This window comes from Methylobacterium sp. NFXW15, from assembly GCF_049887755.1.
Classification (GTDB): domain Bacteria; phylum Pseudomonadota; class Alphaproteobacteria; order Rhizobiales; family Beijerinckiaceae; genus Methylobacterium.
The window spans coordinates 190,103-201,678 of the sequence record NZ_JAGEKG010000002.1 but is presented as its reverse complement, the minus strand read 5'-3'; the positions used below and the strand labels follow the sequence as shown (position 1 = coordinate 201,678).

13 protein-coding genes, 1 tRNA gene and 2 pseudogenes are annotated in these 11,576 nt (G+C 62.6%); 5 read left to right on the top strand and 11 right to left on the bottom strand.

Annotated features, from left to right (window positions below; genetic code table 11):
• Positions 1-136: 136 nt before the first annotated feature.
• The 3 genes from J4O73_RS05240 to J4O73_RS05230 form a co-directional block, all read right to left on the bottom strand.
• Positions 137-715, bottom strand: coding sequence for an HAD domain-containing protein (locus J4O73_RS05240; protein WP_426215261.1), 579 nt, complete (start codon positions 713-715; stop codon positions 137-139).
• 110 nt (positions 716-825) lie between these two features.
• The gene (locus tag J4O73_RS05235) at positions 826-1,023 is read right to left on the bottom strand and encodes a hypothetical protein (protein ID WP_426215259.1); all 198 of its coding nucleotides are present in this window, start codon (positions 1,021-1,023) and stop codon (positions 826-828) included.
• A 136-nt stretch (positions 1,024-1,159) separates the two neighbouring features.
• Complete coding sequence (locus J4O73_RS05230) at positions 1,160-1,369, bottom strand: cold-shock protein (RefSeq protein ID WP_426215257.1); 210 nt, start codon at positions 1,367-1,369, stop codon at positions 1,160-1,162.
• 573 nt (positions 1,370-1,942) lie between these two features.
• On the opposite strand from J4O73_RS05230, the gene J4O73_RS05225 reads away from it, so the two are divergent.
• From J4O73_RS05225 to J4O73_RS05215, 3 genes and pseudogenes are all read left to right on the top strand, one after another.
• Positions 1,943-2,284, top strand: coding sequence for a hypothetical protein (locus J4O73_RS05225; protein ID WP_426215255.1), 342 nt, complete (start codon positions 1,943-1,945; stop codon positions 2,282-2,284).
• A gap of 12 nt (positions 2,285-2,296) precedes the next feature.
• Positions 2,297-2,614 (top strand): annotated as a pseudogene (locus J4O73_RS05220) (cobalamin-dependent protein); the annotation flags it as partial.
• A 205-nt stretch (positions 2,615-2,819) separates the two neighbouring features.
• A complete protein-coding gene (locus tag J4O73_RS05215) occupies positions 2,820-3,611 on the top strand; it encodes a hypothetical protein (protein ID WP_426215253.1) in 792 nt (263 codons plus the stop codon).
• Positions 3,612-4,242: 631 nt separating this feature from the next.
• On the opposite strand, the gene J4O73_RS05210 is transcribed toward J4O73_RS05215, so the two are convergent.
• Both J4O73_RS05210 and J4O73_RS05205 read right to left on the bottom strand, forming a co-directional pair.
• Positions 4,243-4,548, bottom strand: coding sequence for an addiction module antidote protein (locus J4O73_RS05210; protein ID WP_426215251.1), 306 nt, complete (start codon positions 4,546-4,548; stop codon positions 4,243-4,245).
• Positions 4,549-4,559: 11 nt separating this feature from the next.
• Positions 4,560-4,852 (bottom strand): annotated as a pseudogene (locus J4O73_RS05205) (type II toxin-antitoxin system RelE/ParE family toxin).
• 84 nt (positions 4,853-4,936) lie between these two features.
• On the opposite strand from J4O73_RS05205, the gene J4O73_RS05200 reads away from it, so the two are divergent.
• Together J4O73_RS05200 and J4O73_RS05195 are read left to right on the top strand one after the other, a co-directional pair.
• The gene (locus tag J4O73_RS05200; protein WP_426215249.1) at positions 4,937-5,212 is read left to right on the top strand and encodes a hypothetical protein; all 276 of its coding nucleotides are present in this window, start codon (positions 4,937-4,939) and stop codon (positions 5,210-5,212) included.
• A gap of 22 nt (positions 5,213-5,234) precedes the next feature.
• A complete protein-coding gene (locus J4O73_RS05195; protein ID WP_426215985.1) occupies positions 5,235-5,612 on the top strand; it encodes a hypothetical protein in 378 nt (125 codons plus the stop codon).
• On the opposite strand, the gene J4O73_RS05190 is transcribed toward J4O73_RS05195, so the two are convergent.
• The 6 genes from J4O73_RS05190 to J4O73_RS05165 all read right to left on the bottom strand — a co-directional run bounded on the left by J4O73_RS05190 (position 5,542) and on the right by J4O73_RS05165 (position 11,451).
• On the bottom strand, positions 5,542-5,850 hold the full coding sequence (locus J4O73_RS05190; RefSeq protein WP_426215247.1) for a hypothetical protein: 309 nt from the start codon (positions 5,848-5,850) through the stop codon (positions 5,542-5,544). The genes J4O73_RS05195 and J4O73_RS05190 overlap by 71 nt on opposite strands.
• Positions 5,851-5,898: 48 nt before the next feature.
• On the bottom strand, positions 5,899-6,258 hold the full coding sequence (locus tag J4O73_RS05185) for a hypothetical protein (RefSeq protein ID WP_426215245.1): 360 nt from the start codon (positions 6,256-6,258) through the stop codon (positions 5,899-5,901).
• 239 nt (positions 6,259-6,497) lie between these two features.
• Positions 6,498-6,573 (bottom strand) — tRNA-Val (locus J4O73_RS05180).
• 128 nt (positions 6,574-6,701) lie between these two features.
• Positions 6,702-9,128 carry an endopeptidase La gene (lon, locus tag J4O73_RS05175; RefSeq protein ID WP_426215243.1) on the bottom strand — a complete coding sequence of 809 codons (2,427 nt, stop codon included), beginning with the start codon at positions 9,126-9,128 and terminating at the stop codon, positions 6,702-6,704.
• A gap of 243 nt (positions 9,129-9,371) precedes the next feature.
• Positions 9,372-10,643 carry an ATP-dependent Clp protease ATP-binding subunit ClpX gene (gene clpX / locus J4O73_RS05170; RefSeq protein ID WP_378966501.1) on the bottom strand — a complete coding sequence of 424 codons (1,272 nt, stop codon included), beginning with the start codon at positions 10,641-10,643 and terminating at the stop codon, positions 9,372-9,374.
• A 178-nt stretch (positions 10,644-10,821) separates the two neighbouring features.
• A complete protein-coding gene (locus tag J4O73_RS05165; protein WP_378966503.1) occupies positions 10,822-11,451 on the bottom strand; it encodes an ATP-dependent Clp protease proteolytic subunit in 630 nt (209 codons plus the stop codon).
• Between the last annotated feature and the right edge of the window lie 125 nt (positions 11,452-11,576).

The window sequence follows — 11,576 nt, the reverse complement described above, 5'->3', positions numbered from 1 at the left end:
CGTGTCGATGTCGGGAGCAGCCTGACGCAACCGTCACACCGCTGTCATGGAATGACCGGCGACGCCGAAAAGTTCAAGTCCTACGGGAGGATAAAACGGGGAACGATCGGCATGCGCCGTTCGGACGCATGATCGTTCAGGCCGCTCTGGCGCACGAGAGAAGCTGTCGCGCCAAAACCCCATCCGCCTCACGGAATCCGCACGTCGCGTCCGGCTGGACGTGGCGGCCCGCGTGGGCAGGGCCTACCTCGACGTCATCAAGGATGAGGTATTTGGTGATTCCGTTCCGACGCGCGTGCTCGGCGATCTCGTCACCGCGTCGCGCGCGCTCGGCGGGAAGCATCTCGCCGGTCTCCGCATTCCGGCTTGCTGGAAGAATAGCCGTACGCCAATCGGCATGGAAGCAATCGGCGGGAAGGCCGGCTTCTACGAGGGTCGGGCGGCAATCGGCGACGCGCCATGTCGATGAAACGACGACTTGCGCTCCGAACTCTCGAACCAAGGCGGCGACCCGAGCGATCTGAGCTGGGTTCAGCCTGTCTCGCCCCGCATGACGCTGATAATCCACCGTCGTCACGACCCCATCTACATCGAGGTAGATCGTGGGTCGTTCCGCACTGCCGTGTCCGTCCACGAACCCGTCTCCAAGTGAGGGCGGCCGCCCGGCACCCGTGGCCGCACGGCTACTCCGTAGGCCTGGAGGCGTCCAGCCCATACTTCGCCGCTCATCACCGGGTGAACGCGACGCGGTGGATGCCGCACGCGCTGGCATCCCTTACGTCGGAAGGCGCTATTGCTGAGCGGAGCCCGGATCGAGGAAGCCGGTCAGGAAACCAGGATCAGCTCGCCTTCGCGGGCGGCCCGTTCGACGCCCAAGGATCTGATACGATAGGTCGGCTCACCCGAGCGATCATCCGGCGTCAGCCGAACGATCTCGAAAAGCCCATCGACGATACTCTTGCTCCCGACATAGCTGGTTCCGAGCTGTCGGACGCTCTGGCCGATCTTGAATTTGTGAGACACTGATCATTCTCCATCGTCGAGCGCATCACGCCACATGGCTGACCTGCCGGATGCGAACGCCAGTCTTGTTAGACATGAATAAAGCCGCTCTTGGTGGGAGCGGCTTCGCAGATCGTCTACGGCAGACGAGCGTGGTTCAGGCGGCCTGGAGGCTGCCCGCCGACTGCTTACCGCTGCGACGGTCGGTCTCCATCTCGTAGGAGACCTTCTGGCCTTCAACCAAGTTGGGCATGCCAGCGCGCTCGACGGCCGAGATATGAACGAACACGTCCTTGCCGCCATCATCCGGCTGGATGAAGCCGAAGCCCTTGGTGTCGTTAAACCACTTAACGGTTCCGATGCTCATCGATAATCCATAATACATTAATAGGAAGAAATGCCAGCGCATGCGTGCATGCGCTCGACAATCGTTTTTCGAAATTGGGAAAGATGCAGAGCGCTCGCCGTGCTCAGGCGATACAGCCAAATATCTGGCCAAAAGTCGATTTTTCAGGTCTATGCCATCGAGAAAATAAAAGCAAGTACGGGCCGAAAACGACAGCCGCGCAAACGGAGGCCTGTAAAATTCAGCCTGTGCAAAGCCCGGAGCGCATTTTTTCGACAGACATCACCTCTTCGTCGGCCGCCTTTACTTCGTCGAGAAGCGCAGCTCTCATGCGTCGTAGCGATCGATCGGCCAGCAAGGCCTTCGGCGCTGCCGAAAAGGGGGGGGACGATGCGGGATTTCGGTCCGTCCGAACGCCGATGGGGCAATGACCCTACGAGCGAGCCCCGTCCACGCACGGAAGACCGGCGCCTCTACATACGTAAGCGGGCCGCCGAGGCCTCCCGTGAGCGCTGCCGGGTCCTGGGGCGAGTCGTTCAAGGCGAGATCGTTCCCAAGCTGATCCTCCGCCATCGCCGTTCGACGGCCGGGAAGATGGAAGTCACGTCTGCGCCTATCGAAGCAGAGGTCGCCGACTTCGCCCATCTCGCCCTGGCTTCGGACGATGGACCCGTGATCGCAGCCTTCGAGGCCCTGATGGCGGCGGGTCACTCAGCCGACCGCCTATTCCTCGAACTTCTAGCGCCCTCCGCCGCCCTCTTGGGCCGACTTTGGGACGAGGATCTATGCGACTTCATCGAAGTCACAACGGGAGTGGCCCGGCTCCAACGCCTCGTCGCTCGTTTTCGCGCCGAAGAGGAGACGGTCTCGCTCGATCATCGACGGCGCTTGCTGCTGATGGGGGCGCCGGGCGAGCAACACACGTTCGGCGTCTAGGTCGTCGAACAATTCCTGCGCAGGGCGGGCTGGGCCGTCTCGATCGGCCTGTCGTCCACCCCCCATGAAATCGCCGCGCTGGTCTCATCCGAATGGTTCGGCGTCGTTGGACTGACACTCAGCAGCGAAACGCGAGTCGATCAATTGACGGCGGCAATCCGCTCCGTGCGCAATGCGTCGCGGAATTCGGCGATCGGCATCATGGTCGGAGGTCCGATGTTCCTGCAACGCCCCGAACTCGTCCAACAGGTTGGAGCGGACGCATCAGCTGTCGACGCGCCCACTGCGGTCCTGCTGGCGCAAAGGCTGCTCGATCTGACGATCGAATAGCAGGCCGTGACGTAGGTCTGCTTTTAGGCGAAGCGAAAGCGGACAGACAGAAAACAACCCTAAGCGGCCTTTGAGAGCGTGATGAAGAACCCAGTCACGATAGGCTGACGCTTTCGATATTCACGCTTGCATGTGTCCAAAACCGTGCAGAGCTTCGGGTGTCGCGGCCCGGCGAAAGACCGAGGCGCCTTAAGGGGGCATCACCGTGACCTCCAGGAAGAAGGTCTCCGCCTCCCTCGCCGGCTCGCCGGCCACCCGCCCCGCGACGTCCGAGCGGCGCCGGGATCCGCGCGGCGATCGGTACGATCACTCCCAAGCCTTTGACGCCCGCACCAGCATCTCGCTGGCCACACGGCGCCGCGGACCGGTACAGGTCTCGGCCGTCGCAGTCGCCGATCCATTCTCCCCCGCCACCCGTGTGCTCGCCTCGGCGAACCGCAACGTCGACGTGCGGGGCTCGAAGGACCTCTCGATCGCCCACGAGCGGGCGATCATCTACGCCATCGAGGACGCCCGCCTCGTCGCGATGCTCAAGGACAAGATCATGCGGGCAATCGGCGTGACAGGCGCGCGCTTCCATGCTGAGGTTCTCACTGGCCGTCAGACCTTCGCGCAGTACGCCGAGGCGCGGGGCAAGGGGGGCGAGCGCGGCACCGCCTACATCGCCGAGGACTTTCGAATCCTGCTAGACGACCTCGACACCGAGTTCGCCGCCGTTAGCGTGCTTCAAGCGATCCGGGCCTTCCAGGGTGAGCCGACCGGTGAAGAGACGGACAGCCGGGGGCGCACGGTACCGGCTGGCCAGGGCGTCTATTTCGGCGAGCTGCAGGCGAGGTATGCGCCGCAGGCCAAAGCGGAGGTTCGGCGGGCGGTGGCCGGGCGCGGCCGAGTGAGGGATCTGGTGACGGCGAGATACCGAGTTGGCGGCTTGGAGCGCAGTCTAAGGTGTCCTTACAAAACCCCTGCTTGGTTGCGGCGGGTACGCATGGCATTGTGAGGAATGACTGACCTTACTTACACGGGCTTCCTTTTCACATGGGATCGGCCTGTCGCGAGTGCGCCAAAGGGAATGGCGCAAGTGCAATGCCTTGTGATCGCCAAGGCTCTTTCAGATGCACGTCGCATTTTGGAGGAAACAGTCACCGGCAGCGCGCGAGGCCTCCAACTTGTGAAAAGTGGTCCCGACGTTCTCCAAGCAGCCAAAACTGCCGGATTGAACGAGGGCGAGGGAAAGGTGAGCCAAAATTTTTGACGCCCAGTGCACTCGCGCACAGCGCAATGCGCATTAAATAAAAAGCAAACTCTAATGGCATGGATCGAACTTACGAACAGCACGAACCACAAAGTTCTAGTAAATACAGATTGTATAATTAGAATTGTCCATCGGTTCCCCGGCGGGAGCGTTCTTCACACTATGGCGACCAAAGAGAAGGATGGTCGGCTTATCAGCCAATTCGAAGTTCAAGAAGACCAGACGAAAATTGAGATGATCATGACCAAGGCGAACGTTGCGGTTTACCGCTGACGCCTTGACCCGACGGGCCAAATCCGGCAATTCAGCTAGGTCGCGAGACGCGCGCCCGGGATCGAGAGATCGCCGGGCGTTTGCATGTCCGCCTTGAAATCCATCATGCCGCCTGCGGCTGTTCCTCGACGGGCTGGATACTGAGGCGAAGGCCCATCGCGCTCAGCACGCTCATCAGCGTATCCAGTTGGGGGTTCCCCCTGTCGGAGAGCGTCCGATAGAGCTGCTCACGGGATCGACCCGTACGCTCTGCGATATCCGCCATGCCTTGCGCCCGGGCGATGACCCCGAGGGCATGGGCCAGCAGAGCGGGGTCATTCTCCTCGAGCGCGGCTTCTAAATAGAACGCGATGTCCTCAGGGGTCTTGAGATAGTCGGCCGAATCATAGGGCGCGGTCTTCAAGGGCATCACGTTGTCTCCTACATCCACTCGCGAGCCAGAGCCTTTGCGGTTTCAATATCCTGGACTTGTGTCGTCTTATCCCCGCCGCACAACAACAGCACGATTTCTGTACCGCGCTGCGAATAGTGGGCCCAGTAGCCGGGGCCGTATGTATCCGCATCTCGCTGACGCCCTCGCCCACGGGAGCGACATCGCCGGGATTGCCCATGGCCAACCGATCGATCCGGATCGACACTTTCTGAGCGGCGCGGCGATCTCGAAGGCGTGCCAGCCACCCGTCGAATTGATCGGTGCGGGTGATCGTCGCCATAGTAGCTTGTAGTTTTTAGACTACAAGCCGTCAAGGAATGGCGAGAGATGCGTCGCGGCCCGCCCCGGGAACGGGAAGGTTCGCATGAGGCATCGCACACGCTTCGATTATCCCACCGAACTGCGAGCCTATGCCCGTGAGGTCGAGGCTCTCGTGCTCGCCGCCCGGCGCGACCCAGAGGCGCCCATCGTCGGCAAGGCCGACCTCGCCCAACGGATGCAACGGCGTGCCTCGGAAGTAATGCGGCATGAGGATCCGGCCGAGCGTGAGGCGTTCCGGACCGGGACGGTTTTCGGCAAGCGCAGCACCCGGCCAGTTCGGGCTATGATCCGGGGTTCGCGTCGGGTCCAGGCGGCCTGAGGCAGCGGGCCGACCCGCGGCGATTGCGACTTTCGTCCCGCGCTCAGAGATCGAGAAGGACAACAAGGCGCTGTCCGAGCGGATTGATGCCGCCGAGAAGCGCCTCGACACCATGGAGAAGCGTGTCTGGGAAGCGGTAGCCGGCGCGGTCTCGGCCTTTGGCTCGGTGGTGCTGTCGAAGATCGGCCTGATGCACGGACCTTCCGCTTCACACCCTACTTCACACCCACACGGGCGCCCCTGGCTTCGGCCGGAGCGCTCTTTTCGCGTTTCAGGAGTTCCGCCACGCTTCCGAGCAATGGAATCCGCGGCAACCCAGTCCACGCGCTTCAGGCCATCGCGGCCTTCGCCTTCGCATACATGTCCTCGCAATCTGCGGTCCAAGGCTCGCCCGACTTGATGACTGAAACGAAGAAGGCCAAGCATTCAGATACAGCCGCCGGAACTTGAGTAGGCACGCAGTTTTCGAGGGTGTCTCCATTGCTAGACAGATAGCTAACTTTCTTCTGAGCCGCCAAAAACTCCTTCTCAGCCAAGAACGTCTCCACCGAAGACTTATTAGGAGATCTCCCCATCTTCAGGTCGTGCTTAGCGTGATCCATAGACGTCACGCCTTCCGGGTATGATTCATCGGCCATCGTTCGAGCTCTTGCTAACACAGGTTGGTCAAGTTACACATGTTGCGACTAGAAGCAAGCGAGGGTAGGGCCGTGGAAGTCAAAATCAGTCTGGCGGCGAACGACGTGACACGAAGGGTCGAACCTGACGGCGAGAAGGCCGAGGTCCGAAAGCAGATCGTTTGCACGAAGCGTTGGGCTGACCGGATTGAGGATTGGCGGCGCCGCCAGCCGGGACGCATCCCGACGTGGTCTGAGGCTGTCCGCATCCTCGTAGAGCGGGCCATGGACGCGGATGAGAAACGCCGATGATGCGCCGAGTTCGCTTTCAACCGTGCGGCGATGTGATTGCGGCGCACTGACAGCGGCGGGCGTCGTCTTCATGGAGCCGGGCGACATGCGAACCGGCGACAAGTGCGTCAGGCTCAAGGACTGATCGCGCGAACCTCACTTATCCCGAGAATCACCCCAACCCTCCACCCGGCTTACACGAAGGATAGGGGTGAGAGCGTCGGCGGCGTCTTGCGCGACGAGTATGGCGGGGATCGCGGCTTCGTCTATGCGAACGAGATAGGACAGCCGATTCGGATTTCACGCGCGGTGCTTACTATGTGCTTACTAAGCCGATGCTCTGGTAAGCAGGCAATGAGCTAAGTCATTGCAGAACATGGTGGGCGGTGACGGGCTCGAACCGCCGACCCTCTCCGTGTAAAGGAGACGCTCTACCAACTGAGCTAACCGCCCGACGCGGCGGATCGATACGGCATTGATGCGTTGCGACGCAAGAGGCTAGCGTGACAGCGAGCCTCGGCGTGAAAAAGCCCGGAGCCGTTTCCGGCTCCGGGCTCTATCCTCGATCAAACCCTCGCCACTCAGTGGGCGATGAAGGTGGCGCCGTCCTCTTCCGTGCGGGCGGGCTTCACCGGCGGCAGCGGCTCATCCCACTCGATCGGCTCGGGCTGGCGCACCAGAGCCCGCTGGAGAACCTGATCCATCCGCGAGACAGGAACGATCTCAAGACCGTTCTTCACGCTGTCGGGCACCTCTGCGATGTCCTTGGCGTTCTCCTCGGGGATCAGCACCGTCTTGATGCCGCCGCGCAGGGCGGCGAGCAGCTTCTCCTTCAGGCCACCGATCGGCAGCACGCGACCGCGAAGGGTCACCTCACCCGTCATCGCCACGTCCCGACGGATCGGGATGCCCGTGAGGGTCGAGATGATGGCCGTGGCCATCGCGATACCGGCAGACGGGCCATCCTTCGGGGTCGCCCCCTCCGGCACGTGGACGTGAATGTCCCGCCGGTCGAAGAAGGGCGGCTCAATGCCGAAGTCGAGGGCACGGGAGCGGACGTAGCTCGCCGCCGCCGAAATCGACTCCTTCATCACGTCCTTCAGGTTGCCCGTCACCGTCATCTTGCCCTTGCCGGGCATCATGACGCCTTCGATCGTCAGCAACTCGCCACCGACCTCGGTCCAGGCCAGACCCGTCACTACGCCGACCTGATCCTCCGCATCGATCTCGCCGTAGCGGAACTTCGGCGGGCCGAGGAAGACCGGCAGGTTCTCCTCATTGGCGACGACCGACTTCGCCTTGGTGATCAGGATCTCCTTCACCGCCTTGCGGGCGAGGTTGGAGATCTCGCGCTCCAGGTTACGGACACCGGCTTCCCGCGTGTAGCGGCGCACCAGCATCATCAGCCCGTCATCGGTGATCGACCACTCCTTCTTGTCGAGGCCATGCTTCTTCATGGCGCTCGGAATCAGGTGCTTGCGGGCGATCTCGACCTTCTCTTCCTCGGTGTATCCGGCGATGCGGATGATCTCCATCCGGTCCATCAGCGGCGCCGGAATGTTGAGCGTGTTCGCCGTCGTCACGAACATCACGTTCGACAGGTCGTAATCGACCTCGAGGTAATGGTCGTTGAAGGTCGAATTCTGCTCGGGATCCAGCACCTCCAGCAGAGCCGCCGACGGGTCGCCGCGGAAGTCCATGCCCATCTTGTCGATCTCGTCGAGCAGGATGAGCGGGTTGGACGTCTTCGCCTTCCGCATCGACTGGACGATCTTGCCCGGCATCGACCCGATATAGGTCCGGCGGTGACCGCGGATCTCGGCCTCGTCACGCACACCGCCGAGCGACATGCGCACGAATTCACGACCCGTCGCCTTGGCGATCGACTTGCCGAGAGAGGTCTTGCCGACGCCGGGAGGACCGACGAGGCACAGGATCGGGCCAGTGAGCTTGTTCGCCCGCTGCTGCACGGCGAGGTACTCGACGATCCGCTCCTTGACCTTGTCGAGGCCGAAATGATCCTCATCCAGCAGCGCCTGGGCGCCGAGCAGATCCTTCTTGATCTTCGAGCGCTTGCCCCACGGAATGCCGAGCATCCAGTCGAGGTAGTTGCGAACGACGGTCGCCTCGGCGGACATCGGCGACATCTGGCGCAGCTTCTTCAGCTCAGCCGTCGCCTTCTCGCGGGCTTCCTTCGAGAGCTTGGTCTTCTCGATCTTCTCCTCGAGCTCAGCCAGCTCGTCGCGGCCATCCTCGGAGTCGCCCAACTCCTTCTGGATCGCCTTCATCTGCTCGTTGAGGTAGTACTCGCGCTGCGTCTTCTCCATCTGCCGCTTGACGCGGGTGCGGATGCGCTTCTCCACCTGCAGCACGGAGATCTCGCTCTCCATCAGCGACAGCACCTTCTCAAGGCGCTGGGCAACGGTGGGCGTCTCCAGGATGCCCTGCTTGTCGGCGATCTTGACGAGCAGATGCGAGCCGATCGTGTCGGCGAGCTTGGACGGCTCGTCGATCTGCGTCACGGCGGAGACGACCTCGGGGGAGATCTTCTTGTTGAGCTTGACGTAATTCTCGAACTCAGAGAGCACCGAACGCGCGAGCGCCTCGGCCTCGACCTGATCGCCGAGCTCGTCGTGGAGCGCCAGCGCGGTCGCCTCGTAATACTCGTCGGAACGGGTGAAGCTCGCGATCTTGGCACGGCCGACACCCTCGACCAGCACCTTCACGGTGCCGTCGGGCAGCTTCAGAAGCTGAAGGACGCTGGCCAGCGTGCCGATCTTATAGATCGCGTCGGTGGCCGGATCATCGTCACCGGCATTGATCTGAGTCGCGAGCAGGATGTGGCGGTCGGAGCGGACAGCCTCTTCCAGCGCACGAATGGACTTCTCGCGCCCCACGAAGAGCGGCACGATCATGTGCGGGAACACGACGATGTCGCGCAGGGGAAGGACGGCGTAAGAGCCCGTCGAGCCCGGGATGACCGGCTGGCGCGATTTCGACTGGGTCATAACGGAAACCTCATCGTGAATGCCGGGCTCGCTGCTCCTCCGCAAACGGGAGCAAGCATGCTGCCACGGCCGACCGGGCCGCGAGGGTCTTGGATCAGGGAAACTGTGCGGCTGGTGACGCGGTACCGTGCCTCGAAGGAGCGTACGGCCACCGCGCTGAGCCTGAAATGGACACGCCCCGAGCCCCTTTCAAGGAGAACGGAACAGCGCAGCTCGGCGCACAACGCCGAGCTGCAATTGTCCTCACGCGCTGACGCTGGCAGGCGCTTCCTTGCCGCGCTCGCCATGGATGTAGAGCGGACGCGACTTCCCCTCGACCACCTCGGGGCCGATGACCACCTGCTCGACGGACTCGAGACCCGGCAGGTCGTACATCGTGTCGAGAAGAATGGTCTCCAGGATCGAGCGCAGGCCGCGGGCGCCGGTCTTCCGCTCGATCGCCTTGCGGGCGACGAGGGACAGAGCCTCGTCCTGGAACGTGAGATCCACGTTCTCCATCTCGAACAGGCGCTGGTACTGCTTCACCAGGGCGTTCTTCGGCTCCTGAAGGATCTTCTTCAGGGCGGCCTCGTCCAGATCCTCAAGGGTCGCCAGAACCGGCAGACGGCCGACGAACTCGGGGATGAGGCCGAACTTCAGCAGATCCTCCGGCTCAACCGAGCGGAAGATCTCGCCGGTGCGACGGTCATCGGGGGCCTGCACGGTCGCACCGAAGCCGATCGAGGTACCCTTGCCGCGCTGAGAGATGATCCGCTCCAGCCCCGCGAAGGCGCCGCCGCAGATGAACAGGATGTTCGTGGTGTCGACCTGCAGGAACTCCTGCTGCGGATGCTTACGGCCGCCCTGCGGAGGCACGGAGGCAACGGTGCCTTCCATGATCTTCAGAAGCGCCTGCTGCACGCCCTCGCCCGACACGTCGCGGGTGATCGAGGGGTTGTCCGACTTGCGGGAGATCTTGTCGATCTCGTCGATGTAGACGATGCCGCGCTGTGCCCGCTCGACATTGTAGTCCGATGCCTGAAGCAGCTTGAGGATGATGTTCTCGACATCCTCACCGACGTAACCGGCCTCGGTCAGGGTCGTGGCGTCCGCCATGGTGAACGGCACGTCGAGGATGCGGGCCAGCGTCTGCGCGAGCAGGGTCTTACCCGAGCCCGTCGGCCCGATCAGCATGATGTTGGACTTGGCCAGCTCGACGTCGTTGTGCTTCGTCGCGTGGGCGAGCCGCTTGTAGTGGTTGTGCACCGCGACCGAGAGGACCTTCTTCGCGAAATCCTGGCCGATGACATAGTCATCCAGGACGCGGCGGATCTCCTTCGGCGTCGGCACCCCGTCGCGGCTCTTCACCAGAGAGGACTTCGACTCCTCCCGGATGATGTCCATGCACAGTTCGACACACTCGTCGCAGATGAACACCGTCGGGCCGGCGATGAGCTTACGGACCTCGTGCTGGCTCTTGCCGCAGAACGAGCAATACAGCGTGCTCTTGGAGTCGTTGCCGCCAGACTTGCTCATATCGGTCTCCGATTCCCCACGTGCGCTGCCGGCAAAGGGGCACACGTCAATGTCGTGAAACGTAAGGGGGTTCGCTTAAAGAAACAGTGTGCTGCGCGCCTTTGACCGCGTGGTCACATCCCCCGATGCAAACACGCTGCCGCGGCGGGATCAAGGCCGCGGCAGCGTACCATGCCGATCAGGCGGTGGCGGCGGGCTCGGGCCGCTTTTGGATGACCTCGTCGATCAGGCCGAACTCCTTGGCCGCATCGGCGGTCATGAAGTTGTCCCGCTCGAGCGCGGTATGGATCGCCTCGTACTCGCGGCCCGTGTGCTTCACGTAGATCTCGTTGAGGCGCCGCTTCAGAGCCTCGATCTCGCGGGCATGAATCAGGATGTCGGTCGCCTGGCCCTGGAAGCCGCCGGAGGGCTGGTGAACCATGATCCGGGCGTTCGGCAGGGCGAACCGGTGGCCGGGCTCGCCGGCCGTCAACAGGAGCGAGCCCATCGAGGCGGCCTGGCCGACGCAGAGCGTCGTCACCGGGCAGCGGATGAACTGCATCGTGTCGTAGATCGAGAGGCCCGAGGTCACCACGCCGCCGGGCGAATTGATGTAGAAGGAAATTTCCTTCTTCGGGTTCTCGGCCTCGAGAAACAGAAGCTGCGCGACGATGAGCGAGGCGCCGTAATCCTCGACCGGGCCGGTCAGGAAGATGATCCGCTCACGCAGCAGGCGCGAGTAGATGTCGAAGGCGCGCTCGCCACGGCTCGATTGCTCGACCACCATCGGCACGAGGGCATTGTTGTAGACGTCGATCGGGTCTCTCATCTCATCCTGCCCTGGGGGTGAGGCCCGGGGCCCGCCGAATCACGGGCCCCCAGGCATTTCAGCGAACAACGGCGATGCTTAACCATCGCCTAATCTCATTGCCCGCTGCCCAAGGAAGGAGCGGG

Coding starts and splice junctions, on each gene's coding strand:
- J4O73_RS05165 (WP_378966503.1), bottom strand. CDS start 11,451: ATGAGAGACCCGATCGACGTCTACAACAATGCCCTCGTGCCGATGGTG.
- J4O73_RS05210 (WP_426215251.1), bottom strand. CDS start 4,548: ATGCCCTTGAAGACCGCGCCCTATGATTCGGCCGACTATCTCAAGACC.
- J4O73_RS05190 (WP_426215247.1), bottom strand. CDS start 5,850: ATGGCCGATGAATCATACCCGGAAGGCGTGACGTCTATGGATCACGCT.
- clpX (WP_378966501.1), bottom strand. CDS start 10,643: ATGAGCAAGTCTGGCGGCAACGACTCCAAGAGCACGCTGTATTGCTCG.
- J4O73_RS05200 (WP_426215249.1), top strand. CDS start 4,937: ATGAGGCATCGCACACGCTTCGATTATCCCACCGAACTGCGAGCCTAT.
- J4O73_RS05225 (WP_426215255.1), top strand. CDS start 1,943: ATGGAAGTCACGTCTGCGCCTATCGAAGCAGAGGTCGCCGACTTCGCC.
- J4O73_RS05240 (WP_426215261.1), bottom strand. CDS start 715: ATGGGCTGGACGCCTCCAGGCCTACGGAGTAGCCGTGCGGCCACGGGT.
- J4O73_RS05230 (WP_426215257.1), bottom strand. CDS start 1,369: ATGAGCATCGGAACCGTTAAGTGGTTTAACGACACCAAGGGCTTCGGC.
- lon (WP_426215243.1), bottom strand. CDS start 9,128: ATGACCCAGTCGAAATCGCGCCAGCCGGTCATCCCGGGCTCGACGGGC.